The 23405-nt window shown below is 63.8% G+C and carries 20 protein-coding genes and 4 pseudogenes; 12 read left to right on the forward strand and 12 right to left on the reverse strand.

Translation table 11 applies throughout. The features are described 5' to 3' along the window. The first annotated feature begins 27 nt into the window (after nucleotides 1-27). From ACIP1G_RS11505 to ACIP1G_RS11515, 3 genes are all read left to right on the forward strand, one after another. Nucleotides 28-741 (forward strand): FadR/GntR family transcriptional regulator, encoded by a 714-nt coding sequence (locus ACIP1G_RS11505; RefSeq protein WP_400736720.1) that lies wholly within the window; start codon nucleotides 28-30, stop codon nucleotides 739-741. Further along, complete coding sequence (locus tag ACIP1G_RS11510; RefSeq protein WP_400736723.1) at nucleotides 738-1406, forward strand: GntR family transcriptional regulator; 669 nt, start codon at nucleotides 738-740, stop codon at nucleotides 1404-1406. The genes ACIP1G_RS11505 and ACIP1G_RS11510 overlap by 4 nt, the downstream gene beginning before the upstream one ends. A 241-nt stretch (nucleotides 1407-1647) precedes the next feature. After that, nucleotides 1648-2709: a hypothetical protein gene (locus tag ACIP1G_RS11515; protein WP_400736726.1), complete on the forward strand. Its 1062-nt coding sequence runs from the start codon at nucleotides 1648-1650 to the stop codon at nucleotides 2707-2709. A 103-nt stretch (nucleotides 2710-2812) separates the two neighbouring features. Here ACIP1G_RS11515 and ACIP1G_RS11520 read toward each other — a convergent pair. After that, nucleotides 2813-3142: pseudogene (locus tag ACIP1G_RS11520) on the reverse strand (PACE efflux transporter); the annotation flags it as partial. On the opposite strand from ACIP1G_RS11520, the pseudogene ACIP1G_RS11525 reads away from it, so the two are divergent. The 3 genes and pseudogenes from ACIP1G_RS11525 to ACIP1G_RS11535 all read left to right on the forward strand — a co-directional run. Beyond that, nucleotides 3133-3750, forward strand: a pseudogene (locus ACIP1G_RS11525) (substrate-binding domain-containing protein); the annotation flags it as partial. The pseudogenes ACIP1G_RS11520 and ACIP1G_RS11525 overlap by 10 nt on opposite strands. Before the next feature lie 142 nt (nucleotides 3751-3892). Next, nucleotides 3893-4924, forward strand: a pseudogene (mcpA, locus tag ACIP1G_RS11530) (methyl-accepting chemotaxis protein McpA); the annotation flags it as partial. A gap of 114 nt (nucleotides 4925-5038) precedes the next feature. Then, a complete protein-coding gene (locus ACIP1G_RS11535; protein WP_370290711.1) occupies nucleotides 5039-5779 on the forward strand; it encodes a methyl-accepting chemotaxis protein in 741 nt (246 codons plus the stop codon). Between the two features lie 72 nt (nucleotides 5780-5851). Here ACIP1G_RS11535 and ACIP1G_RS11540 read toward each other — a convergent pair whose 3' ends face one another. The 3 genes from ACIP1G_RS11540 to ACIP1G_RS11550 all read right to left on the reverse strand — a co-directional run bounded on the left by ACIP1G_RS11540 (nucleotide 5852) and on the right by ACIP1G_RS11550 (nucleotide 8624). Beyond that, on the reverse strand, nucleotides 5852-6916 hold the full coding sequence (locus ACIP1G_RS11540; protein ID WP_400736729.1) for a hypothetical protein: 1065 nt from the start codon (nucleotides 6914-6916) through the stop codon (nucleotides 5852-5854). Nucleotides 6917-7097: 181 nt separating this feature from the next. Beyond that, complete coding sequence (locus ACIP1G_RS11545) at nucleotides 7098-7475, reverse strand: RidA family protein (RefSeq protein WP_400736732.1); 378 nt, start codon at nucleotides 7473-7475, stop codon at nucleotides 7098-7100. A 12-nt stretch (nucleotides 7476-7487) separates the two neighbouring features. Beyond that, nucleotides 7488-8624 carry an NAD(P)/FAD-dependent oxidoreductase gene (locus ACIP1G_RS11550; protein ID WP_400736734.1) on the reverse strand — a complete coding sequence of 379 codons (1137 nt, stop codon included), beginning with the start codon at nucleotides 8622-8624 and terminating at the stop codon, nucleotides 7488-7490. A 115-nt stretch (nucleotides 8625-8739) separates the two neighbouring features. Between ACIP1G_RS11550 and ACIP1G_RS11555 the strand changes: the two genes are divergently transcribed. Then, entirely contained in the window at nucleotides 8740-9333 is a 594-nt protein-coding gene (locus ACIP1G_RS11555) for a helix-turn-helix domain-containing protein (RefSeq protein ID WP_400736737.1), read from the forward strand. Nucleotides 9334-9457: 124 nt separating this feature from the next. Continuing rightward, nucleotides 9458-10243 (forward strand): sulfite exporter TauE/SafE family protein, encoded by a 786-nt coding sequence (locus ACIP1G_RS11560; protein ID WP_400736740.1) that lies wholly within the window; start codon nucleotides 9458-9460, stop codon nucleotides 10241-10243. Nucleotides 10244-10246: 3 nt separating this feature from the next. On the opposite strand, the gene ACIP1G_RS11565 is transcribed toward ACIP1G_RS11560, so the two are convergent. The 5 genes from ACIP1G_RS11565 to ACIP1G_RS11585 all read right to left on the reverse strand — a co-directional run bounded on the left by ACIP1G_RS11565 (nucleotide 10247) and on the right by ACIP1G_RS11585 (nucleotide 15348). After that, a complete protein-coding gene (locus ACIP1G_RS11565; protein ID WP_400736743.1) occupies nucleotides 10247-10786 on the reverse strand; it encodes a histidine phosphatase family protein in 540 nt (179 codons plus the stop codon). Nucleotides 10787-10835: 49 nt separating this feature from the next. Continuing rightward, nucleotides 10836-11168, reverse strand: coding sequence for a DUF3325 domain-containing protein (locus tag ACIP1G_RS11570; protein WP_400736746.1), 333 nt, complete (start codon nucleotides 11166-11168; stop codon nucleotides 10836-10838). Next, on the reverse strand, nucleotides 11165-12685 hold the full coding sequence (locus ACIP1G_RS11575) for a PepSY-associated TM helix domain-containing protein (protein WP_400736749.1): 1521 nt from the start codon (nucleotides 12683-12685) through the stop codon (nucleotides 11165-11167). Before ACIP1G_RS11575 ends, ACIP1G_RS11570 begins: the two co-directional genes overlap by 4 nt. Then, on the reverse strand, nucleotides 12682-12969 hold the full coding sequence (locus ACIP1G_RS11580) for an iron transporter (protein ID WP_400736752.1): 288 nt from the start codon (nucleotides 12967-12969) through the stop codon (nucleotides 12682-12684). Before ACIP1G_RS11580 ends, ACIP1G_RS11575 begins: the two co-directional genes overlap by 4 nt. A gap of 144 nt (nucleotides 12970-13113) precedes the next feature. Continuing rightward, nucleotides 13114-15348, reverse strand: coding sequence for a TonB-dependent siderophore receptor (locus ACIP1G_RS11585; protein WP_400736755.1), 2235 nt, complete (start codon nucleotides 15346-15348; stop codon nucleotides 13114-13116). A gap of 310 nt (nucleotides 15349-15658) precedes the next feature. On the opposite strand from ACIP1G_RS11585, the gene ACIP1G_RS11590 reads away from it, so the two are divergent. Both ACIP1G_RS11590 and ACIP1G_RS11595 read left to right on the forward strand, forming a co-directional pair. Next, on the forward strand, nucleotides 15659-16942 hold the full coding sequence (locus tag ACIP1G_RS11590) for an arsenic transporter (protein WP_400736758.1): 1284 nt from the start codon (nucleotides 15659-15661) through the stop codon (nucleotides 16940-16942). Between the two features lie 163 nt (nucleotides 16943-17105). Beyond that, nucleotides 17106-17298 (forward strand): annotated as a pseudogene (locus ACIP1G_RS11595) (helix-turn-helix domain-containing protein). Between the two features lie 76 nt (nucleotides 17299-17374). Here the strand turns inward: ACIP1G_RS11595 and umuC are convergent. After that, nucleotides 17375-18646 (reverse strand): translesion error-prone DNA polymerase V subunit UmuC, encoded by a 1272-nt coding sequence (gene umuC, locus ACIP1G_RS11600; protein WP_400736761.1) that lies wholly within the window; start codon nucleotides 18644-18646, stop codon nucleotides 17375-17377. 136 nt (nucleotides 18647-18782) lie between these two features. Between umuC and ACIP1G_RS11605 the strand changes: the two genes are divergently transcribed. Continuing rightward, nucleotides 18783-19985, forward strand: coding sequence for an MFS transporter (locus ACIP1G_RS11605; RefSeq protein WP_400736763.1), 1203 nt, complete (start codon nucleotides 18783-18785; stop codon nucleotides 19983-19985). Between the two features lie 6 nt (nucleotides 19986-19991). Here the strand turns inward: ACIP1G_RS11605 and ACIP1G_RS11610 are convergent, their stop codons facing one another. Next, nucleotides 19992-20423, reverse strand: a complete 432-nt coding sequence (locus ACIP1G_RS11610) for a LexA family protein (protein WP_400736766.1) — start codon at nucleotides 20421-20423, stop codon at nucleotides 19992-19994. Nucleotides 20424-20524: 101 nt separating this feature from the next. Between ACIP1G_RS11610 and ACIP1G_RS11615 the strand changes: the two genes are divergently transcribed. Continuing rightward, nucleotides 20525-21238, forward strand: a complete 714-nt coding sequence (locus ACIP1G_RS11615) for an SOS response-associated peptidase family protein (RefSeq protein WP_400736769.1) — start codon at nucleotides 20525-20527, stop codon at nucleotides 21236-21238. Here ACIP1G_RS11615 and ACIP1G_RS11620 read toward each other — a convergent pair. Then, nucleotides 21235-23043: an ABC transporter ATP-binding protein/permease gene (locus ACIP1G_RS11620; RefSeq protein ID WP_400736771.1), complete on the reverse strand. Its 1809-nt coding sequence runs from the start codon at nucleotides 23041-23043 to the stop codon at nucleotides 21235-21237. The genes ACIP1G_RS11615 and ACIP1G_RS11620 overlap by 4 nt on opposite strands. Nucleotides 23044-23405: the final 362 nt, after the last annotated feature.

The following is a 23405-nucleotide window of genomic DNA, read 5'->3' on the forward strand; positions in this document are numbered from 1 at the left end:
TGATGCCGGCCCTTCCAGGAGCGAACCGTGATCAGCTCATCGACCGTTGTCACCTCAGTGGTGGAAAAACTGCGCCAGGCCTTGGCCCGCGGCCAATGGCGTACCGGCGACATGCTGCCGGGCCAGCGCGAGCTGGCCGAACAACTGGGCATCAGCCGCCCCAGCCTGCGCGAGGCGGTGACCGTGCTGGAAACCCTGGGCCTGGTGCGCTCACTGCCGGGCAAGGGCGTGCTGGTGCTGGACGCCGATGCCACCGCGCAGGAACCGGGCCTGGACACCAGCGCCGCGGCCAGCCTGGCCGACGTGCTGGAGCTGCGCTACACCCTCGAACCCTTCATCGTCGGCCTGGTGGCGCAGTCGGCCAACAGCCACGACATCGGCCAACTGCGCCTGACCCTGATGGACATGCGCGAAGCGCTGGAGGCCGATGACAGCGAAGCCGGGGTCAAGGCCTACATTGCCTTCCATGAAGCACTGTTCGCCCTGACCACCAATCCGATCTTCCAAAGCGTGGTGCAGCAGACCGGCAATGCCCTCAAGCAGAGCGCCGACATGCTGCGCAACTCGCCGGAGCACCTGGCGGCACGGCTCAAGGAAAATGAAGCGGTGGTGCGCGCCATCCGTGAACGCAACAGCGCCCAGGCCAGTGCGCAGATGCGCCAGCACATCCTCGCCGAAGGGCAGCGCACGGGCGTCCCGCTGAACATCCCGGACGACATGAACCCAGGAGAGCGACCATGAACGCCGCCCCCCACTTGCCTGCCCTGCTTGCGGCCGGGGAAACCCGCCTATCGGCTGAGCAGATCTACCCAAGGCTGTTCGACGCCATTCTCGAGCAGCGCCTGCCGCCCGGCAGCCTGTTGCCCGAGCAGGCGCTGGGCCATGCCTTTGGTGTCAGCCGTACGGTGATCCGCCGCGTGCTTGGGCGCCTTTCCGACCAGCAGGTGGTGGTGCAGCGCCCCAGCCACACAGCACACCTGGCCGCGCCCGACCCGGACCAGGCACGCCAGGTACTCAGCGCCCGGCGCCTGGCCGAAACCACGCTGATCACCCTGGCCGCCCAACGTGCGCGGCCGGCGCAGGTGCGCCAGTTGCGGCAATTGGTGGCGCGCGAGCGCCAGCACCATGAAAGCGGCGAACGTTGCGCGGCGATCCGCCTGGGCGGCGAGTTTCACCTGAAACTGGCGCAAGTGGCCGCCAATGCGCCACTGGCGCGTTTCCTCAACGGCCTGGTGCCGATGACCTCGCTGATCATCGCCCGCTACGAGTCGCCATGCTGCAACCACTGTGCCTGGGAGGAGCATGCGGCGATCATCGATGCCGTGGAGCAAGGTGATGCCGAGGCAGCGCTGGGGCTGATGCACAAACACCTTGACCGCCTGGAAGAAAAACTCGACCTGGAATAACCCGCACAAGCTGACACAGTCCCTGTAGGAGCGGCCTTGTGTCGCGATGGGGCGCGAAGCGGCCCCGGCAATGTCTGCTGCGAAGCTGAAATCCTGGGGCCGCTTCGCAGCCCATCGCGACACAAGGCCGCTCCTACAGGGACCGTGTTGCCTGGGCGATTGGCGATGGGCTGCACGGCAGCCGCCCGCCCCCCACCCTATACTTCAAGAACCACCAAGCCTCTATCAGGGAGGCGGCTGCGTGAGCGTTCGAATCCTCCTACTGTTGTGCTTTTTGCTGGCCCTTGGCGGCTGCGCGGGCAAGCGCCCGCCTGCCCCGCCGCCGCCCGTCGTGCTCACCGCTGCCGCCTGGCAGCGCATCGACCAGGAGCTGATCGATGCCTCGGTCGGCGCCGCCGGATCGGCCAACGACTATGCCCGGCGCTCCATGCGGGTATGGAAGGAGCAGGTGCAGCAACGCACTGAAAGCGATTTCATCCCCTGGTTCACCGGCTACTGGACCCAGCAGTGGCTGACCCTCAAGGTGGCCTGGTACAAACTCGACAGCGGCGAAGGCCGGGAACCTGCGGAAAAGCGTCTGGCCCTGTACCTGCAGGAGCAGTACCACCAGCGGGTGATCGAACCGGTGGCCGAGCAGATCAACCCCGAGGGCATCCGTGACCGTGCCTGCGAGTTGTACGTGCAATTGTTCGGCCAGCAGTTGCCGGCCATTATCAGCCGTTACAACGCGCCACCCGAGCAGGTCAGCCAGCGGCTCAACAGCATCCCCGCCATCCACCTGGGGCCGCCGCAAGCGCGCAATGCCAGCCTCTATCAGTTGCTACGGGCCAAGTCGCTGGACCAGGAACCGGCTTGGCAAGCCATGCGCCAGCACTTGCACCAGCAGGCCAGCAAAGGCCCCGGCAAGACTGATGTCGGGCTGAACTCGGTGGCCAACCAGGCCAGCGAAAAGCTCGGCGCCACCCTGGCCCCACGCGGCATCGCCAGCGCCGTGGCATCGGCAGTGGGCAAGGTGGCGGGGGCGATGATTTCGATTGCGGCAGCCGGCTACGGGATGATGACCCATGACCGCGATCACCCGCAGATGGTCGAGCAGTTGCGGGTGATCTTGAACGTGGCGTTGAACCAGGAATGGCAAGAGCTGATGGAGAACCGCCAGAGCGGGGCCATGGCAGGGGTGTATTACCTGTCGGGGCAGGTTGAGGACAGTTTGCTGGCCAGCATGCCGCGGCCGGTGGAACAACCGGTGGAGCAGCAGGTGAGGCAGCAGCAGGAGCCCCTGATCATTCGCCTGCCGCCTTAGTGGTTGGCTGTGCTGGCCTCTTCGCGGGTAAACCCGCTCCTACAAGATGCACGCCACCGTTGTAGGAGCGGGTTTACCCGCGAAGAGGCCGGTACAGGCGACATCAGGCTGTAGCCATGGCCGAGCTCGGCAACCCAAAGACCCGGTCAAACGCCCAGTTGTAGGCAAAGGTGTAGCAAGGCACCAGCACAATGAACGCCATGTCCACCAGCAACGCCTCCACCAGGGTCATGCCCAGCCACCAGGCAATCAGCGGGATCAAATACACCACCAGGGTCAGCTGGAAGCCGATGGCATGCGCCACCCGCCGCGCCACGCTGCGCCCGCGCTTGGCCTGGCGGCTCTCCCAATATTCGAACAGGGTGTTGTAGACCAGGTTCCAGAGCATGGCGATGGTGGTGATCATCACCGCCAGCGGCCCGGTCCCAGGGGCTGGAGAGCAGCCTGACCCTGGCGGTGGTGCCAGACATCGACCACCGCCCGCTGCTGGCGGCCATCGCCCGGCTGGGTGAGCGCCACCCGCTGCTGGACATCGCCCTGCTCAGCGCCCCGCAGGAAGAAGCCCTGCACCTGCTGGACAGCGGCCGCGCCGACCTCTGCGTGGCCTTTGCCGGCCTGCAGGTCGATGCCCGCCGTGGCTTCCAGCACATCGGCATGGAGTCGCTGGTGGCCACCCTGTCACCGGCCCACCCGGCCTTGTGCGAGGGCCGTATTCACTACCTGGAAGACCTGACCCAGGTACGCCAGATCCTGGTGCGTAGCCGCGACCTGCCGCTGGCAGACCCGCGCCCGCTGATCGGCGCCACACACTGGTCCACCGACAGCTTCGACCTCGCCCTGCAGATGGTGGAAGCCGGCCTGGGCTGGGGCGACCTGCCATTGACCCGGGTAGCGCCCCTGCTGGCCAGCGGGCGCCTGGTGCGCCTGGACTTTCGCAATACCCACAACGAATTGCAGTTGCCCGTACACATCTTCTGGCGCAAGCAACAGCCGCTGCAGCAGGCCGCACGCCTGTTGATCGAACAGTTGTGTAACCGGTGAATGCCGTCTGTCGAAACGTATGTAAGAAATTTCTGTAGGCACATCAACCTTTTACCCCTTGAGCCGATATCCCGGTCGACAGGCCCCGCAGTGCGTCACAAGCGCGCTGCGCCCTCCCCTCATTGGCTCAAGGTCTCGAAACATGAACCTGAAATTTCGCCACAAGATCCTGCTCAGCGCCTGCAGCGTCGTGGTCCTGGCATTTGCCCTGTTCACGCTCTACAACGACTACCTGCAACGCAACACCATCCGCCAGAACATCGAAGCGTCCGTGCAGCAGTCCGGTGCACTGACCGCCAGCAGCGTGCAGAACTGGATGAGCGGGCGCATCCTGGTACTGGAAAACCTGGCCCAGGACATTGCCCAGCAGGGTGCTGGCGAGACCTTGGCCGGGCTGATCGAGCAGCCGTCCTACACGCGTAATTTCCTGTTCACCTACCTGGGCCAGGCCAACGGGGTGTTCACCCAGCGCCCCGATACCCAGATGCCCGCCGGTTACGACCCACGCCAGCGTCCGTGGTACGGCGCCGCCGCCAGCGCCGGGCAAACCGTGCTGACCGCCCCCTACCAAGGTGCGGTCGGCGGCCTGATGGTGACCATCGCCACGCCGGTGAAGGGCAAGGGCAATGGCGAACTGATTGGTGTGGTCGGTGGCGACGTTACCCTTGATACCTTGGTCGAGATCATCAACTCGGTCGATTTCGGCGGCATCGGTCACGCCTTCCTGGCCGACAGCAATGGCCAGGTGATCGTCAGCCCCGACAAAGACCAGCTGATGAAGAACCTCAAGGACATCTACCCCGGCAGCAACCTGCGGGTCGCCAGCGGTATGCAGGACGTCTCCCTCAATGGCCAGGAGCGGATCATTTCGTTTGCCCCGGTGGCCGGCTTGCCTTCGGCGCAGTGGTACATCGGCCTGTCGATCGACAAGGACAAGGCCTACGCCGCACTCAGCCAGTTCCGCACCTCGGCGATCATCGCCATGTTGATCGCCGTGGCCGCCATCGCTGGCCTGCTCGGCCTGCTGATCCCGGTGCTGATGAGCCCGCTGACCACCATGGGCCGCGCCATGCGCGACATCGCCGAAGGCGAAGGCGACCTTACTCGCCGCCTGACCGTGCAGAACAAGGACGAATTCGGCGAACTGGCCACCTCGTTCAACCGTTTCGTCGAACGCATTCATGCTTCGATCAGCGAAGTGTCCTCGGCCACCCGCCTGGTGCATGACTTGTCGGAAAAGGTAGTCAGTGCCTCCAACGCTTCGATCAACGGCTCTGAAGAGCAGAGCATGCGCACCAACAGCGTGGCGGCGGCCATCAACGAACTGGGCGCTGCTACCCAGGAAATCGCCCGCAACGCCGCCGATGCCTCACAGCATGCCAGCGGTGCCAGCGAACAGGCCCACGGTGGCCGTGAAGTGGTCGAAGAAGCGATCAGCGCCATGACCGCCCTGTCCCAGCGCATCAGCGAGTCGTGCGCGCAGATTGAAACGCTCAACGCCAGCACCGACGAAATCGGCAAGATCCTCGATGTGATCAAAGGCATCTCGCAGCAGACCAACCTGCTGGCGTTGAACGCAGCGATCGAAGCGGCGCGTGCCGGCGAGGCTGGCCGTGGCTTTGCCGTGGTGGCCGACGAAGTCCGCAACCTGGCGCACCGTACCCAGGAGTCGGCGGAAGAAATCCACCGCATGATCACCAGCCTGCAGGTGGGCTCGCGCGAGGCAGTGCACACCATGAACACCAGCCAGGTGTCCAGCGAGCAGACCGTGCAGGTGGCCAACCAGGCCGGCGAGCGCCTGGCCAGTGTGACCCAGCGCATTGGCGAGATCGACGGCATGAACCAGTCGGTGGCTACGGCTACCGAAGAACAGACCGCCGTGGTCGAGAGCCTCAACCTGGACATCACCCAGATCAATGCCCTGAACCAGCAAGGGGTGGAGAACCTCAACGAGACACTGCGCCATTGCGACCAGCTGGCCCAGCAGGCTGGGCGTTTGAAGCAGTTGGTGGGCAGTTTCAGGATCTAAGCGCTGCAATCAGGCGGCAACGGCCATTGCCTGTTGTCGCCTGTACCGGCGATTGGGCTGCGCAGCAGCCCCTTAAGCCACTGCCGCTTTTACAGCCTTACTCCGCCGCACCCAGGCCAGCAACACCGCCGCCATCAGCACAAAGCCCAGGTAGCCGAACAGCGGGTACACCTCACCCACCAGGCTGATGAAGCCCACCAGGCTGCAACCGAACGCCACCGCCCCGGTCACCACCGAGCCCCAGCGAAACTTCGCCGTCCCCGCCGGCAACAACCTCGAGAGGAAGGAAAACAGCGTACCCACTGCGGTGTTGACGATCATGCCGAAGATGATCAGGCACATCACCAGCCCCAACAGTGGCGACACTTCGTTGGCAATCGACAGCATCGGCATCGGCAAATCGGCCACGCTGTCCAGGCGCGACAACAGCCCGGCACTCATCACCAGCATCAGCCCGCCCAACGCGGCGCCGCCAAGCAGGCCACCCCACACTGCGGTTTTCTCGCCCTTGGCCGAACCGCCGAGAATGGCCAGGATCGGCGCGCCGGCGACGATGTTGTACGACACATACAGGAACGCCCCCAGCAACCAGTGGCGGGTGCCGGCCTGCTGCTGGCTGGCTAGCTGGTCGAGTGCGGCAAAGCTCTGTTCGCGGGTGAACACGGCGTAAAGTGCAATCGCCGACGCCACTAGAATCAGCAGCGGCGTGATGGCGCCAATGGCGAGGATCACCTTGCGCACATCCAGGCACACGATGCCCACCACCACCAGCGTCACCAGCACGCTGCCAGTCAACGCCGGGATACCGAACTGCTGCTCCAGCAGCGCACCACCGCCAGCCAGCATGACCACCGTGACGGCGAACATGAAAAAGGTGATCAGCCAGTCGACGAACAGGCCCAGGTGGCGGCCGCAGATGGCCTGGATCACATCCTTGTGCGAGGTGGCCTGCTGGCGGTTGCCCAACCCCGCCAGGGCCATGCCAAGGAAGGTGAACAAGGCTGCGCTGACCAACGCGCCAACCAGCCCCCACACACCGAAATCGACAAAGAACAACAACAGTTCCCGCCCCGAAGCGAACCCCGCCCCCACGATCACGCCGACAAATGCGCCGGCAATCTTCAGCTGCTCTTGCATGTGCACCTCTGGATTTATTGTTGTTGTCTTACTGCCACCGCATAGCTTTTGTAGGAGCGGCCTTGTGTCGCGATCGGGCCGCAAAGCGGCCCCGGCAATATAGGCTGCGAAGTTGAAATCCTGGGGCCGCTTTGCGGCCCATCGCGACACAAGGCCGCTCCTACACGGGCTCGCTATTCAGTCAGCAATCGCCGACGAATGCTTGCACTTCGATCTCCACATCCACCCCCAGCGCCAACGCCGAGGCCACGGTCGAGCGCACTGGCAACGCCGCGCCGAAGAACTCCTTGTACACCTCGTTGAAGCCGGCAAAGTGGCTCATGTCCGACAGCCACACGGTGGCTTTGACCACTTGGTCGAAACGCGCGCCACAGGCCGCCAGGCTTTCGGCAATGCGCTCACAGGCAGCACGGGTCTGGGTCTGGATATCACCGCGTACTACCTCACCGCCGGCACTCATCGGCACCTGCCCGGAGAGGAACAGAAAACCACCGGCCTTTACCGCGCGGGAAAACGGGAACGGCAGGCTGCTAGGGAAACGCTGGATGTCATTACTCATGGGATGCTCCTTTCAGGGTTGCTGGAAACGGGCCGGGGACAGGCGCTCGGGCGCCACCCCCTGGCTGACAAGGCCAGGGCACAGGGGTTGGCCGAGCAGCAGGTCGGCAGCCAGGCGTGAGGCGCCGGCAGCAGACTGGATGCCATAGCCACCCTGGGCCGCCAGCCAGAAGAACGCGGGTGCGTGGGTATCGAAACCAATCACCAGGTCGCCGTCGGCGACGAACGAGCGCAACCCGGCCCAGCTGTGGCTGGGGCGGCGGATCGCCAGGGTGGTCATGGCTTCGATGTTGTAGATGCCCAGGGCCACGTCGAGCTCCTCGGGCGCGGCGTCCTGCGGTTCGACCGGGTCGGCATTGGCTGGCGACCCCAGTAGCTGACCGGCATCTGGCTTGAAGTAGAAACTTTCGTCGACGCCAATTACCGCTGGCCAGCGGGCGAAGTCCTGATCTGCCGGGCCGGGAAAGGTAAAGGCACTGCGCCGGCAGGGTTGCAGGCCGATGCGCGGCACACCGCACTGCTCGGCCACGCGGTCGGCCCAGGCGCCTGCGGCGTTGACCAGTCGGCGCGCCTGCACCCGGCTGCCATCGCCCAGCTCCACTTGCCACAGGTCATCGAGGTACCAGGCCTGGACCAACTCGGCGTTGCAGCGCAGCTCTCCGCCAGCGGCGCGGTATCCGCGCAAGAAACCTTGGTGCAAGGCATGTACATCCAGGTCCATGGCGCCCGGTTCCAGCACTGCGCCGGCCAGGTTTTCGCCACGCAGGCTCGGCACCAGGGCCAGGGCGGCATCGCGGTCGAGCAGGCTGACTTCGGTGCCGTTGGCCAGGTTTTGCGCATGGGTCTGCTCCAGCAGTGTGCGCTGTTCCTGGCTGGCCACATACAGGCAGCCACGCGGTTCCAGCAGCGGGTGCTCGCAGAAGCCTTGCGGTGGCGCCTCGTAGAAGGCCCGGCTGGCGCGGGTCAGCGCCTGAATCTGCGGGGTGCCATAGGCCTCCATGAACATCGCCGCCGAGCGCCCGGTGGAGTGGTAGCCAGGCTGCGATTCGCGCTCCAGCAGCAGCACCCGCTGCTGGCCAGCCAGGCGATAGCCCAGGGAGGCACCGGCAATGCCGGCGCCGATGATCAGGGTGTCGTAGGTCGGGGTCATGCACGCTCCTGTCTGGCTAATTATCATTTATGAGAATTCTAATATATGAGAATTTAGAAATACGCAAGGGCGCAAGGTAAGATGCCCGACCAACGCCGCATGCCGAGAACCCTGAATGCCCGCTGCCCTACCCCTGCTTGACCGCGCCGTAGTCGGCCAGCGCCTGCGCCAGGTGCGCAAGGCGCGCCAGATGACCCTCAAGCAATTGTCCGAAGCCAGTGGCGTGCCGGTGTCCACCTTGTCGAAGATGGAGTTGGCGCAGGTGTCGGTCAGCTACGAAAAGCTCGCTGCCGCTGCCCGGGCGTTGAATGTCGACATTGCCCAACTGTTGCGTGCCGGCGGCACGGTTGCAGCGCCGGTGCCGGTCACCGTGGTGGTCGACTCGTTACCGGCGGCGGCGGGCTACTCGACCGGCACCTATGACTACCACCCGATCGCTGGCGACTTCCCCGAGCGGCGCATGACCCCGGCCTATGCGCGCATCATTGCCCGCGAACGGGGCCAGTTTGATGATTTTATCCGCCACCCTGGACAAGAGTTCGCGCTGGTACTGAGCGGGCGTGTGCGGATTGAGTTCGAGACGGGTGAATCGGTGAGCATCGGGCCGCAGGAGACGGCGTACTTCGACAGCCAGGTGGGGCATATCTACTTGTCGGAGAGTGATGACGGCGGTGATGCGCATGTGATGGTGGTGATGACTGATCGTTGAACGGGTGTGGCCTGTAAGGGCCGCACCCGGTTATAACCTAATAACGAACAAGTCTATTTGGCTATAAAAAAATCTATATGCTGGCTGCATCCGATAACGGGCAAGTTGGGCGGTCGAGTAGCGTATGGATGTAGGTTCTTTTGGTTTCACCATTGCGGGACTGGTCGTGGGTTTCATCGTCGGCATGACTGGCGTGGGTGGCGGCTCGCTGATGACCCCGATCCTGCTGTGGTTCGGCATCAGCCCGGCAACCGCCGTCGGCACTGACCTGCTCTATGCCGCCATCACCAAGGCCAGTGGCGTCTGGGTGCATGCGCGCAACAAGAACATCGACTGGAAGATCACCGGCCTGCTCAGCCTGGGCAGCGTGCCGGCAGCAGCGCTTACCCTGTGGTTCCTCAGCACCCTGCACACCGACACCTCAGCCCTGAACGGCATCATCAAGCAAGGCCTGGCGGTAGTACTGATCCTGACCGCCCTGGCCATCATGTTCAAATCGCGCCTGCAGGCCTTTGCCAACCGCCATGCCGGTGACCACTACCACCTCAGCGACCGCAGCCTGAACACCCTTACCGTGCTGACCGGCGTGGTGCTGGGGGTGATGGTCACCCTCACCTCCATCGGCGCTGGCGCGCTGGGTACCGTGGCGCTGTTCCTACTGTACCCGTTCCTGGTCACCCGCCGCCTGGTCGGTACCGAAATCGCCCACGCCGTGCCGCTTACCCTGGTAGCGGGCCTGGGCCACGCGGGCATGGGCAACATGGACTGGTCGCTGCTGGGCTACCTGCTGCTGGGCTCGCTGCCAGGCATCTACCTGGGCAGCCACCTCACCGGGCGGATCTCCGACCGCGTGCTGCGCCCTTGCCTGGCGGCGATGCTGCTGCTGATCGGCTATAAGCTGGCGTTCTGACCTTCAGCCCAGGCGCAGGCGCCACTGCCCGGTAAAGCTCAGCTCCAGGCGCGACAGGGGTAACACATCGATACGCTGGCTGGCCTCCATTGGGCAGCCCAGCACCTGCACCAGCACGGCGCGCATGACCATGGGATGGGTCACCGCCAGCCACTCCCCTGGCCTGTCGAAGGCCGCCAACCAGGCGGCCACGCGCTGGCAAAGCGCGGCGAACGATTCACCACCATGCACATCACTGGCCGGATTCTGCAGCCATTCGGCCAGCGCTTGCGGTTGCTCGGCCTGCAACTGCTTCAGCGCCAGCCCTTGCCAACTGCCCAGGTCGCAATCGGCCAATGCCGGCTCGAGTTTTGGCGCTTCCGACAACCACGCCGCGGTCTCGCAGGCTCGCTGCTCTGGCGCAGTCAGCACCTGCACAGTGGGCAGGTCGGTGAAAGGCTGCTGGGTTAGCGGCAAGATGCCGTCGCCCGCACTGGGCATGCGCCCGACCTTCTGGGCCTGGGTCAGGGCGTGGCAGATCAGGGTCAGGCGGGTGGCTTTCACCGGGTTTCTCTCGCGGCGGGCTGGGGCGCATGGTTTAGCATGGATCAGCTCAGACAACTACCTGCAGCATCCCCCACACAGGCACTGTCAGCACCAACCCCACCGCCAGCCGCGGCCTGTACGGCAGCAACATCACCAGCAGCATCCCCGCCAGCGACAGCGCAGCGAACCAGGCCACCGGCCCCATGGCCCAGCCCCAGGCCTGGGCACACAGCACCAGGCTGGCCAGCAATGCCAGCCAACCTGCACTGCGCAGGCCGATACGCATTGCACGCGGGCAGGGCCGGTTCCACACCTGCTTGTAATGCCGCTCCAGCCCTTGGCACAGCCCGAGCATGCCGGCGTAGGCGAACAACACGCCGCCCGTGATCCACATCATCATGCCCCAGCCTCCATGTGCCGCCCTGCCCTGGCCTTCTGCGCTACCGGCTGCGCCTGGCGCACCCGCCATGCCGCCAGCCCGAGCAGTACACCCAACACCAGCGCACTGGCCGCCACCCCCAGGCGCATCGCGTCTTCAAGGCCACCAAACGCACCCAGGCCGATGCACAGCAATGCCGTCAGCAGCAGTTGCTCGACCCAGGCCCGGCGCGCCGGCCTGATGCCGGCATGCAACAGCGCCAGCAGCCATACGCCAAAGAACGCACGTATTTCCCAGCTCTCCCGCTGCACCAGCTCCACCGGCAGCAGGCGGCTGGCCCACAAAAGCCCGACACAGGCCAACAGCAGGCCGCTGATGAAGCCCACGTTGCATACCTCGGCCACCCGGTACCAGCGCCGCGCCGAAACCTCGGTGGTGGCGCTGGCATACTTGCGCCCACGCTTCACGCAGAACAGCACCAGCCCGCTGGCGATCATCAGGCAACTGACCAGCCCGCAGATGAAGTACAGCCAGCGCATCGGGTAGCCACCAAACTGGGCGAAGTGCAGGCCAACCATGACCCGCTGGGTCAAAGGTGCCGCGCGCCATTCGGGTGCGTCGCTGAGCAATTGCCCGCTAACGCCATCGAAGACCATCGCCTGGCCCTTGGCCAGAGCGATGCGGTTGCCCAGCTCCGGACGGATTTCGACACGCGCCGCCGCGGTATTGGGGTTGCGGATGTTCAAGCCGCCAATCGGCCCCAGGCGTGCTTCGGCCTGGGCTAGCAGCGGCACCACATCGACCAGCGTGGCCGGCTGCCTGACCAGGCCACGGGGCTGTTCCAGGCGAGCGTTGCCCTGGGCCTGGAAGTAGGCGCGCGTGTCGCCAGCGAACAGCGCATCGACCCCGGCGGGGATGTAGATGAGCATGAAAATCACCAGGCCGGTGTAGGTGATCATCAGGTGGAATGGCAGCAATAGCACCGCGCTGGCGTTGTGAAAGTCCAGCCACGAGCGCTGGCCTTTGTTCGGCCGGAAGGTGAAGAACTCCTTGAAGATCTTCTTGTGGACGACGATGCCGGTGACCAGCGCAGCAAGCATCACCAGCGCCAGTGCGCCGACCACGAAGATACCCCAGTTACGCGGCAGGTCGAGGGTGAAGTGGAAGCGGAAGAAGAAGTTGCCGCCGACACTGTCGCGCACCTCGATGGCTTCGCCGGTACGCGGGTCGAGCTGTACGCCTGCGCCGTGGCGCCGGTCGCCGGTAGACACGCGCAGCCCAGGCGAGCGCTCGCTCGGCAGGCTGATACCCCAGTTGCCCGCCTGCGGCTCATGGGCCTGCAGGTAGGCGATAGCACGCTGGGCGGCCTCGGCCTGGGTCACCTGGTTGGCCGGGATTTCCGGTTGCATCCAGTGGTTTAGTTCCTTGTCGAACACCGCCAGGGTGCCGGTGACGAAGATGGCAAACAGCAGCCAGCCGAAGATCAGCCCGGCCCAGGTGTGCAGCCAGGCCATTGATTGGGTGAAGGTGTTCTTCATGGCAGCCACTCCAGTGCCTGCGACCAGAAACCGATCAAGGCAAGAGGCACGGCCAGCGCTAGCGGCGCCCAGGCGCGCAGGGCATCACGGCTGGCGAAGGCCCACAGGATGGCGGCGGTGTAGAAGATGAAGGCCGGCAGGGTCGCGACAATGACCGCGTCGCTGGCAGCCAGCGGCAGGATACGCGCCAGGCAGGCACTGGCGGCGTAGCTGAGGGCATAGCCGCCGAGCAGCGCGGCGCTGCTGCGGGAGAGGATCTGTAGCCAGGCGGGGGCTTTGACCATTAGGGGCTCCTTGGCATGTACAGGGAGGGCATCTGGGGCTGCTTTGCAGCCCGATCGCGACACAAGGCCGCTCCTACAGGGAGACGCGAATCGCCTGTAGGAGCGGCCTTGTGTCGCGATCGGGCCGCAAAGCGGCCCCCGCTGTCAGAAGTTGATATTCAGCGCAGCAAACACCGCCCTGCCCGGCTGGTTATAGGTATTGGCCCCCGAGGTGCTGGCGTTACCACCCCGCAGGATCTGCTTGTCGAACACGTTGTTCAGCCCCACCCGCACGTCATAGTTGGCGTTGAACTTGTACCCGGCGCTCACGTCCACCAGGCCATAGGCCTCGACATCCTCTTGCGCGGTTTTGTCGTAGTCCTGCTGGGTGCGGTAGTTGTAGGTCGGCGATTTCTGCTTGCCGAAGTAAGTACCCGCCACCTGGAACGACAGCTGCTCGGTAGCGCGCCAGTCGAGGGTGGTGTTGACGGTGTATTCAGGGATCACCGACAGCGGCTCGCCGGTCTCGCGGTTGTCGTTGTCGAGCATCCAGGTCAGGTTGGTGTTCCAGTCCAGGGTTGGCGTCAGCTCGATGAAGAAGTTGCCCTCGATACCTTCCACCCGCGCCTTGCCGGCGTTGTCCCACTGGGTCACGCGGCTGCCGGTGCCGATGGTGTACAGCACATCGGTATCACCGATGATCTTGTTCTTGTAGTCGTTGCGGAAGTAGGTGGCACTGGTGCGCCAGGTGCCACGGTCGTACAGCAGGCCGATTTCCTTGTTGACGCTGATCTCAGGCTTGAGGTCGGCGTTGCCCTGCAGGTAGCAACCACCGTTGTTGGTCTGCTGCACGCTGCAGCCGTTACCGCGGCTGTACAGCAGGTAGTTGGGGTTGGACTGGTACAGGTTCGGCACCTTGTAAGCGCGCGCGATGCCACCTTTTACCGACAGCGCTTCGGTCAGCTTGTGCGACAGGTTGAGGCTGGGGCTGAAGTTGTCGCCAAAGGTTTCGTGGTGATCGAAACGCAGCCCCGGAGTAATGGTGGTATCGCCGAGAATGATGTTGTCCTCGACGAACAGCGCGTAGCTGCGCGCGGTCATCTTCGAGCTGCTGCGATCGAAGCCGATCAGCCCGCCATTGCTGGTGGGGTCGGAACTTTGCGGGCGCAACGAACCCTGGTCGTTGAGGGCTTCGTACAGGTACTCGCCGCCCAGGGTCAGCACATGCTCGGTGCTGCCCATGGCAAACGGCAGGTTCACTTCACTGCTCAAACGCGTGTTGCGCAGGCGCGACATGGCCCCACCTTCGTCGCTGGGCGCGCCTTCGGTACGGCCTGCCAGGCCCTCGTTGAGGCGCCAGTTGCGCACGTACTCGTAAGCCAGCGTGGTCTTGCTGGTACCCCAGGTGAAATCGCCCAGGTGGGTCAGGTCATAGGTGCTGCGCTGCATCACGTTGGTTTCGTGGCCGTACAGGCTGGAAACGAACTCGACATCGCCACCGCCGTTGCTGTTCATGGTGTCGCCAGCAAAGATGTTGCCTTGGCGGCTATAGCCGGCGCTGGCTTCAAGGCGGTGTTCGTCGTTCAGCTTCCAGCTCAACAGGCCGTTGATATCCTTGTTGCGCACCCCTTCGCGACCCGCCACCAGCGCACTGGTGGCATGCCCGGCGTTGATGTCCAGGTCGTCGGCGTCGGTCTTGGCCAGGCCGCCGTACAGGCGCAAGCCGAGGTTGTCGGTAAGGCCACCGCCCAGGTTGAAGTTGGCGCGGCGGCTAGCGCCTTCGGCGTTGTCTTCAGGCAACTGGGTGTACAGGCTGACGCTGCCCTTGAGCTCATCGGTTGGCCGTTTGGTGATGATGTTGACCACCCCGCCCATGGCTCCGGAGCCGTAGCGTGCGGCCGCTGGGCCACGCAGGATCTCGATACGCTCGACCGCTTCGGCCGGTACCCAGTTGGTTTCGCCACGGGTATCGCGGTCGCCGTTCCAGCCGTAGCGCACGGCGTTACGGGCGCTGGAAGGCTTGCCATCGATGAGGATCAGGGTGTTTTCCGGGCCCATGCCGCGCAGGTCGATCTGGCGGTTGTTGCCACGTGCCCCACTGGCGCTGTTGCCGGTCAGGTTGACCCCAGGCTCGCGACGGATGATGTCGGACAGGTCATTGGCTGGTGGGTGGCGCTTGATGTCTTCGGCGGTGATGATCGACGAGCCCAGGGCTTGGCGCGCTTCGCGCTCGGCAGTGATCAGGGTGTCCTGAATCACCAGTGCGTTATCGGCGACCGGCACTTCCAGTACCTCACCCGTGCGCTTTTCTTCGGCCTGGGCCGCGCTGGCCAGCATGGCCGGTGACGCCAGCGCGACAAACGCCAGGGCCAGGCTGTTGGGTGAAGTTCTGCACTGCATGGGTACATCTCCTGCGATTCATGAGCGAAAAAGGCACATCCCTGTCGGAAACCGGGAGCCCTCGCCCACCGGCCCCGCAAACACAGTTTGGCGGCCAACAGGGGTGGTAAATATAGGGATTCGCAAATGAGTTTAAATCTTATTTACGAAGTTTACATGTTTGTAACGGAACTTTGCAGAAGCCGGGATAGAGCAGTTGCCGTTCGCATGATGCAAAAATGTTGCACGATCGCTCGATCCGGAGGTAATGGGTTTCTGCGCTGTCTACAGTGATCACTTGCCCTCCCTCCATGCCTTGAGCCGAGTCTTCATGCTGCCAGCCGCGTTGATCTTCCTGCTCACTCTTACCTTGGTCATCTGGCAACCCAAAGGCCTGGGCGTTGGCTGGAGCGCCACCCTTGGCGCGATCCTGGCCCTGCTGTTTGGGGTGGTATCGCTACACGACATCCCCGCCGTCTGGGCCATTATCTGGAACGCTACCGCCACCTTCATCGCCCTGATCGTCATCAGCCTGCTGTTGGACGAGGCCGGCTTCTTCGAATGGGCTGCCCTGCATGTGGCACGTTGGGCGCAGGGTGATGGGCGCCGGCTGTTCGCCTTCATGGTGCTGTTGGGTGCAGCAGTGTCGGCACTGTTTGCCAATGACGGCGCAGCGCTTATCCTCACCCCGATCGTCATGTCGATGCTGCTGGCGCTGCGCTTCTCCCCTGGCGCAACCCTCGCCTTCGTGATGGGCGCCGGCTTTATCGCCGACACCGCTAGCCTGCCGCTGGTGGTGTCGAACCTGGTCAACATCGTTTCGGCGGACTATTTCCGGCTTGGCTTCAACACCTACGCCAGCGTGATGGTGCCGGTGAACCTGGTGGCAGTAACAGCCACGCTGCTGGTGCTGTGGTTGTACTTTCGCCGTGATATCCCGGCCCGCTACGCCACCGAGGCGCTCAAGCTACCCGCCCTGGCCGTGCGTGACCGCGCCACTTTTCGCGTGGGCTGGGTGGTGCTACTGGGGTTGCTGGCCGGCTTGTTCGTACTGGAGCCGCTGGGCATCCCGGTAAGTGCAGTGTCCGCTGCCGGCGCGCTGGTGCTTTTCGCAGTGGCTGCGCGCGGCCAGGTGATCATGACCCGCCGCGTGCTGCGCGAAGCACCCTGGCACATCGTGGTGTTTTCGCTGGGGATGTACCTGGTGGTCTACGGCTTGCGCAATGCCGGCCTGACCGACTCGCTAACCCGCTTGCTGAATGGGCTGGCCGAGCAAGGCCTGTGGGCCGCCGCGCTCGGTACCGGGTTTGTGGCGGCGCTGCTTTCCTCGGTAATGAACAACCTGCCCAGCGTACTGATCGGAGCATTGTCGATTCATGCCAGCGACGCGCAAGGCGTGGTGCGCGAAGCGATGATCTACGCCAACGTGATCGGCTGCGACCTGGGGCCGAAAATCACCCCGATCGGCAGCCTGGCCACCTTGCTGTGGCTGCATGTACTGGCGCGCAAGGGGGTAGTGATTGGGTGGGGGTATTACTTCAAGGTTGGGGTGTTGCTGACTGTGCCGGTGTTGTTGGTGACCTTGGCGGCGCTGGCCTTGCGGTTGAGTGTTTGAGATTGCCGGGCCAACGCTGCCTTCAAGGCAGGACGCTCCGAATGGACTGATCAGCAACCGCTCGATACAACCTCACTCTTTTTGATCCCAGACGAGCGAAGCAAAATCCCTTCCGAAAATATACCTGCGCACATTCTGTGCAAGATGGCGAAGGAGCTGAACCATGCCCCTGACTGAAAAAGAGCTGATGTTGCGTGATGCCAGCCGAAATGTCGCCGAAGAATTGCTGGAATCCATAACGTACGGTTCAAGAGTGGGAGCAAGGTCGGCACACACCATCGGGTGCCGCTCGATCCCTCCTGCACATTGCTGCTTCTCGTCCAGACCTGTTTCGCGAAGTGCTTCAGAACCGGTAATAGCGACTCGGGTTGGCTTGTCGTGGCGACCACTCGTTGCGATAGGCCCCGGCAATTTCGGCGCGTGTCGCTGCGCTCAGCCTACCCGCCACAACCCCGCGACCTGGGTGGTGAAGCCGTCGCTCATCAACGCCCGGCGCATCGCCCACTCCGCTGCCGCCGGCACTGCCGCGCTGCGTAATGTGCCCCTACCCCAGCGCGCGTTGACGCCATCGATCACCGCCATGACCCGCTCCGCGCTTTGCGTTTGCTGTGCGCTGAACAGATCCCCGGTGTACTCGCCACGCTGGCACAGGTCCAGCAGCAACACCTCCGCCTTGCTGTAGCGAAACCCTTGCCGATACACCCGTTCCAGTGCCTCCAGGGCCATGCGCGTGAGCAGGCGCAGGTCATCGGTGGGGTATGGCAACTGCACCAACACGCCATTGGCGTAGCGAGGCTCGTCCGGGTTGAACATGCCGGTACGGATGCTCACGCGCATGCGCCGGGCCAGCGAGCGCTGCTGGCGCAGCTTTTCCGAGGCACGCATCACATAGGTGGCCACCGCCTCCTTGAGTGGAGCAAGTTCGGTCAGGCGTTGGCCGAACATTCGGCTGCAGCAGATTTCCTGGCGGGGCGGGTCAACCTCCTCCAGTTGCAGGCACGGCGTGCCGGCCAGTTCACGGGCGGTCTTTTCCACCACCACGCTGAAGGCCTTGCGCAACAGGCCGGGTTCGGCGCGGGACAGGTCCCAGGCGCTGCGGATGCCCATACCTTGCAAATGCGCCGTAAGCCGTTGGCCGATGCCCCAGACTTCGGAAACATCACACTTCTTCAACACCCATTCGTACTTCACCGGGTCACGCAGGTCGACCACCCCGCCACTCTGCTGGGCCCAACGTTTAGCCGCGTGATTGGCCAGCTTGGCCAGGGTCTTGGTAGTGGCAATACCGACGCCGACCGGGATGGCGGTGTGCTTGAACACCCGCTCGCGAATGCAGCGGCCCAGGTATTCGAGATCGCCAGGCATGCCGGCCAGATCGGCAAAGGCTTCATCGATGGAGTACACCTCCAGCGCCGGGACCATGCCCTCGATCACCGCCATCACGCGCTGGCTCATGTCACCGTACAACGCATAGTTGGAGGAAAACGCCACCACGCCATGGCGTTGCAACAGGTCCTTCGCCTGATAGTAAGGCTGCCCCATTTTCACCAGCGGCTTGGCCTCGGCACTGCGGGCAACAACGCAACCATCATTGTTGCTGAGCACAACGATGGGCGTGCGCAACAGGTCGGGGCGGAACACCCGCTCGCAGCTGGCGTAGAAACTGTTGCAGTCGATCAGGGCAAAAACAGGGGACGGCTTCATGTGGCAAAATCACCAATACTGTATCCATATACAGTAGATCATATCTACACGACGTTGCCGCTATCCACCCATCCGGTTTGCATCCTGCGCGCTGGCTCCTACAGTTTCGAACGTAGCGACTCTGCCGAGGCCCCTGATGCGTAGCAACGAAGAAAGCAGCACTGCGGGTGCCACCAGAAGCCTGTCGAAGATCCCCCGCAGCGTCTGGGCGCTGGGCTTCGTGTCGATGTTCATGGACATTTCCTCGGAGATGATCCACGCCCTGCTGCCGCTGTACATGGTCACCGTACTCGGCACCTCGGTGGTGGCGGTGGGCGTCATAGAAGGCATCGCCGAAGCGACTGCGTCCATCACCAAGGTATTCTCCGGCGCCCTCAGCGATCGGCTGGGCAAGCGCAAGCTGCTTACAGTGCTCGGCTACGGCCTGGCCGCGCTGACCAAGCCGGTGTTCCCCCTGGCTTCCGGGCTTGAGTGGCTGACCGCGGCACGCTTCATCGACCGGGTCGGTAAAGGCATTCGTGGGGCGCCGCGCGATGCGCTGGTGGCCGATGTCACACCCGCCGAGTTGCGCGGCGCAGCGTTCGGCCTGCGCCAGGCCCTCGACACCGTCGGCGCCTTCCTTGGGCCGTTGCTGGCGATCATGCTGATGTGGCTGACCGCGAGCCATTTCCAAACCGTGTTCTGGGTAGCGGTGATCCCGGCGTTTGTGGCGGTGTACATCCTTATCGCCTTCGTGCGCGAACCTGAAACACCGACCACGACCAGGCCGGTTCGCGTACCGCTGGCATTGCGCGAACTGGTGCGCCTGGGCCCGGCCTACTGGCGGTTGATCGGCCTGGCCACGTTGTTCACCCTCGCCCGCTTCAGCGAAGCGTTCCTGCTGCTGCGGGCCCAGGACATGGGCCTGGCACCGCTATGGGCGCCGGCCGTGCTGGTACTGATGGCCCTGGCCTATTCGCTGTCGGCCTACCCTGCCGGGGTGCTGTCGGACCGCGTGGGCCGCCGCGGCGTGCTGATGGCCGGGCTGGCGCTGCTGATCACCGCCGACCTGCTGCTGGCCCTGCTGCCGGGCTGGGCCGGGTTGGCCCTGGGGGTTGCCGCCTGGGGCCTGCATCTGGGCTTCAGCCAGGGCATCTTCGCCGCCATGATTGCCGACAGCGCACCTGCCAACCTGCGCGGTACCGCCTTCGGCCTGTTCAACCTGCTGACGGGGGTGGCGCTGCTGGTGGCCAGCGTGATGGCCGGGCTGTTGTGGGACGGCGCGGGGTTCCAGGCGACCTTTCTGGTCGGGGCGGGGTTTGCCAGCGCCACGCTGCTGGGGGTGACGCTGTTGCGCTGAGCCCGCCTAGGCTAACGGGTCATGGCTGCGAACGCTGAAGGTGACCACGCCCCAGATCGTCAACTCGTCACCCTCCAGAATGTACCTTGGCGCAAAGCGCGGGTTTTCCGAGCGCAGCGCCACTTGGCTGCCGATGCGGTGCAGCCGCTTGCACAGCGGTTCGCCATTGACCGCGGCGATCACGATGTGGCCATGGCGCGCCTCGATCGAACGGTCGACCAGCACCAGATCACCGTCGAAGATGCCTGCCCCCTGCATGCTGTCGCCGTCTATCCTGACCAAGTACATGTGCGGCGCGCGCAGGTTGAACAGCTCGTCCAACGAGATGGGCTGCTCCATGTGGTCCGCTGCTGGCGAGGGGAAGCCCGCCGGAACGCGGAACGAATAGCGCGGCACGGTAGCGCTGCCGCACGTGATGGGACCCAGGATGGAAGTCATGACACGGCCTTGAAATTAAACTGTATGTATATACAGTAAACGCTGTAGCGAGTATCCGGTCAATTTCGCCGTAGGATATTTCGACAAGTGGGGGACATGCCATGTGTGGACGCTTTGCCCAGTACCAGGGCCTGGCTGACTATCTGCGTGAACTGGATGCCGAGCAGGACGTGATCAGCGGCTACGACAATGTGCCGATCGGCCGCTACAACGTTGCCCCCGGTAGCCGCGTGCTGATCCTGCACAATGCTGAAGATGGCTTGCGCATCGACCCCTGCCATTGGGGCTGGGCACCATTCTGGGCCACCAACAAACACCCTGCGCCGATCAACGCCCGGGTCGAGACGGTGACCACCGGCAAGTTCTTCAAGGCCTTGTGGCCGCAAGGGCGGGCGCTGGTCATGGCTGATGGTTGGTACGAATGGGTGGCAGACCCACAGCAACCCAAGCGCAAGCAGCCCTACTTCATCCGCCTGAAGAGCCAGGCGCCGATGTTCATGGCCGCATTGGCCGAGGTGCACGCGGGGCTGGAGCCCAATGAAGGCGACGGTTTCGTGATCATCACCGCCGCCAGTGACCAAGGCATGGTCGATATCCATGACCGCCGCCCTTTGGTGCTGGGGCCAGCGGATGCTCGGGCGTGGATCGACCCTGACATGTCTGCCGAAGAAGCCGAACGCCTGGCACGGGAGCGCTGCCTGCCGGTGGAGGCGTTCGAATGGTTTGCCGTGGGCAAGGATGTCGGCAATGTACGCAATGAAGGGGCCGAGTTGATTGCGATGCTAGATGAAGACCGGCCCCACATGCCTAACTAGGCCAGCGCTGGCTGCTGCTCAAGCAACGACCAGCCGCCTTGCCCATCTACCTCCAGCCGGTGGGTATGGAACCCCGACAGCGTACTGCGATGGCCGACACTGACCAGCAACGCGCTCGGCATTTCCGTGCGCAACAGCGAGTACAGGGCATGCTCGAGCCCTTCGTCCATAGCGGAGGTGGACTCGTCGAGGAACACCACCTGAGGCCGGTTGAACAACACCCGGGCGAACGCCAGGCGCTGCTGTTCACCTACCGAAAGAATGTGTGACCAGTCGCAACTGACACCCAGCTGCTCAGCCAGGTGGGCCAGGTTGACCTGGCGCAATGCCTGCTGCATGCGCGTTTCATCCTCCGCCTTGCTGGCTGCCGGGTAGGCGATGACGGTACGCAGATCACCCAGCGGCAGGTACGGGCGCTGCGACAAGAACAGCGCCTGATGGCCCAGCGGCCGCCTGACCTCACCTTCGGCATACGGCCAGAGGCCGGCCAGCGCACGTAACAGCGTGGTTTTGCCACTACCCGACGGGCCCTTGATCAACAGGGCCTGACCGGCGTGCAGGCGCAAGTCCAGGTCAGCGATAAGGGCGTGCCCATCCGGGCGAAGCACCTGCAGGCGGGTGATCTCCAAGGCATGGGCCTGGTCCTCGGTGGTGACACGCGGCAAGGTGCTCGCCTGCTGGTTGGCATCAAGGAACCCGGTCAGACGGTCGAGGGTGGCGCGGTACTGGGCGAACGCATCGTACGATTCGCGGAAGAACGACAACGAGTCCTGCACCTGGCCAAAGGCCTGGGCGGTCTGCATCACATCGCCCAGCTTGATCGCCCCGCTGAAGAAGCGTGGCGCCTGGAGAATGAACGGGAACACCACGGCAACCTGGCTGACGCCCAGGTTGAAACCACTGAACTTGAGGTTTCGGAACACCAGCGCCCAGGCATTCACGATCAAGGCGCCAAAGCGACCCAGCAAGGTGCCCCGCTCGACCTTGGCGCCCTGGTAAAAGGCAATGTTCTCGGCATTCTCGCGCAGGCGCATCAGCGCGTAGCGAAAGTTGGCGGTGAGCTTTTCGTTGAGGAAATTCAGGCGGATCAACGGGCGCCCAAGGCGGAAGGCGACCCAGGTGGCGACGATGACATACAAGTAGACGGCAAACACCATCGCCCGGGGGACTTCCACCCCGGCGATAGTCAGCGGTGCCGACAACCCCCAGAGGATCCCGGTAAACGCCACCAGCGATACCAATGCGCTGACCGCACCCAGGGCCAGGGTCACCGAGTTGCTGACGAAGGCGTTGACGTCCAGCTCGATACGCTGGTCGGGGTTGTCCACCGGCTCGGCGAGGAACTGACCACGGTAGTAGGCATCACCGTGCATCCAGTCGTGGGTCAGCCGTTCGGTAAGCCAGACCCGCCACTTGATACTGAACGCCTGGCTTACGTAGAAGGTGAACAGCGAGCGCAGCACATGAATGGTGGCCAGCACCGCGAAAACGCCGAGCAGGTACCAGAAAGCAGTTTGATCCAGGCCCTGCAAGGCACTGTAGAAGCCGTTGTACCAGAACGAGAACAGCACGTTCAGGCGTACCGAGAACAATGTCAGTACCAGCAGCAGTGCGAACACCAGCAACGGCCGCCAACTGCGCCTGAAGCTGAAATAGGGCCCGGCAAGCTGCCAGAACTGGCTACCCCAGCGCGTACACCGAACGGCCAGTGTGGCGGCTGCGGTGAAACAGACAAGGGTGATGAACGAGGCGATTGCCAGCCAGCTCAGGCTCTCTTGCAGGGCCTGGTGCCAGTTCATTTCCATGGTGGGTATCCGTGCTGAGTATTTACGCGAGCGTAGCATTGCCCTGTGATTCGTCAGGCATAAATGACGCACATTTCATGATTGTATGTGGGCACTGCTCGGTCGCTGTAGGAGCGGCTTTAGCCGCGAAGCAGACGGCGCGGTGGATGGCACCGGCTGCGCCGGTGTTCGCGGCTAAAGCCGCTCCTACAGGGATTTGGGTGAGGCCAGGGACCGAGCAAGGCGGGGGATTTTTGCGCCAAAAAGACAAAACCCCTACCTGCATGCGCAGATAGGGGTTTTGCGAAATGAATCTTGACGATGACCTACTCTCACATGGGGAAACCCCACACTACCATCGGCGATGCATCGTTTCACTGCTG

It is taken from the genome of Pseudomonas sp. NPDC089392 (assembly GCF_044749595.1).
Classification (GTDB): Bacteria; Pseudomonadota; Gammaproteobacteria; order Pseudomonadales; family Pseudomonadaceae; genus Aquipseudomonas.

What these genes read in the sequence shown, in the direction of transcription:
- ACIP1G_RS11570 (WP_400736746.1), bottom strand. Translation starts at nt 11,168, where the DNA reads ATGATGATGTGGATCACGGGCGGCGTGTTGTTCGCCTACGCCGGCATG.
- ACIP1G_RS11575 (WP_400736749.1), bottom strand. Translation starts at nt 12,685, where the DNA reads ATGAAGAACACCTTCACCCAATCAATGGCCTGGCTGCACACCTGGGCC.
- ACIP1G_RS11560 (WP_400736740.1), top strand. Translation starts at nt 9,458, where the DNA reads ATGGATGTAGGTTCTTTTGGTTTCACCATTGCGGGACTGGTCGTGGGT.
- ACIP1G_RS11605 (WP_400736763.1), top strand. Translation starts at nt 18,783, where the DNA reads ATGCGTAGCAACGAAGAAAGCAGCACTGCGGGTGCCACCAGAAGCCTG.
- ACIP1G_RS11510 (WP_400736723.1), top strand. Translation starts at nt 738, where the DNA reads ATGAACGCCGCCCCCCACTTGCCTGCCCTGCTTGCGGCCGGGGAAACC.
- ACIP1G_RS11620 (WP_400736771.1), bottom strand. Translation starts at nt 23,043, where the DNA reads ATGGAAATGAACTGGCACCAGGCCCTGCAAGAGAGCCTGAGCTGGCTG.
- ACIP1G_RS11535 (WP_370290711.1), top strand. Translation starts at nt 5,039, where the DNA reads ATGCGCACCAACAGCGTGGCGGCGGCCATCAACGAACTGGGCGCTGCT.
- umuC (WP_400736761.1), bottom strand. Translation starts at nt 18,646, where the DNA reads ATGAAGCCGTCCCCTGTTTTTGCCCTGATCGACTGCAACAGTTTCTAC.
- ACIP1G_RS11580 (WP_400736752.1), bottom strand. Translation starts at nt 12,969, where the DNA reads ATGGTCAAAGCCCCCGCCTGGCTACAGATCCTCTCCCGCAGCAGCGCC.
- ACIP1G_RS11545 (WP_400736732.1), bottom strand. Translation starts at nt 7,475, where the DNA reads ATGAGTAATGACATCCAGCGTTTCCCTAGCAGCCTGCCGTTCCCGTTT.
- ACIP1G_RS11590 (WP_400736758.1), top strand. Translation starts at nt 15,659, where the DNA reads ATGCTGCCAGCCGCGTTGATCTTCCTGCTCACTCTTACCTTGGTCATC.
- ACIP1G_RS11540 (WP_400736729.1), bottom strand. Translation starts at nt 6,916, where the DNA reads ATGCAAGAGCAGCTGAAGATTGCCGGCGCATTTGTCGGCGTGATCGTG.
- ACIP1G_RS11585 (WP_400736755.1), bottom strand. Translation starts at nt 15,348, where the DNA reads ATGCAGTGCAGAACTTCACCCAACAGCCTGGCCCTGGCGTTTGTCGCG.
- ACIP1G_RS11550 (WP_400736734.1), bottom strand. Translation starts at nt 8,624, where the DNA reads ATGACCCCGACCTACGACACCCTGATCATCGGCGCCGGCATTGCCGGT.
- ACIP1G_RS11555 (WP_400736737.1), top strand. Translation starts at nt 8,740, where the DNA reads ATGCCCGCTGCCCTACCCCTGCTTGACCGCGCCGTAGTCGGCCAGCGC.
- ACIP1G_RS11615 (WP_400736769.1), top strand. Translation starts at nt 20,525, where the DNA reads ATGTGTGGACGCTTTGCCCAGTACCAGGGCCTGGCTGACTATCTGCGT.
- ACIP1G_RS11610 (WP_400736766.1), bottom strand. Translation starts at nt 20,423, where the DNA reads ATGACTTCCATCCTGGGTCCCATCACGTGCGGCAGCGCTACCGTGCCG.